This is a genomic window from Roseibium sp. RKSG952, from assembly GCF_009711355.1.
The window spans coordinates 1-293 of record NZ_SMMF01000148.1 but is presented as its reverse complement, the minus strand read 5'-3'; the positions used below and the strand labels follow the sequence as shown (position 1 = coordinate 293).

General features: G+C 52.9%; 1 rRNA gene. It reads left to right on the top strand.

Annotated elements, in window-relative coordinates:
• Positions 1–293: ribosomal RNA gene (locus E1297_RS00365) — 16S ribosomal RNA — on the top strand; the annotation flags it as partial.

Below are 293 nucleotides of genomic sequence, written 5' to 3'. Positions count from 1 at the left end.
TCCAGCCATGCCGCGTGAGTGATGAAGGCCCTAGGGTTGTAAAGCTCTTTCAGCGAGGAGGATAATGACGTTACTCGCAGAAGAAGCCCCGGCTAACTTCGTGCCAGCAGCCGCGGTAATACGAAGGGGGCTAGCGTTGTTCGGAATCACTGGGCGTAAAGCGCACGTAGGCGGATTGATAAGTTAGGGGTGAAATCCCAGGGCTCAACCCTGGAACTGCCTTTGATACTGTCAGTCTTGAGTTCGAGAGAGGTGAGTGGAACTCCGAGTGTAGAGGTGAAATTCGTAGATAT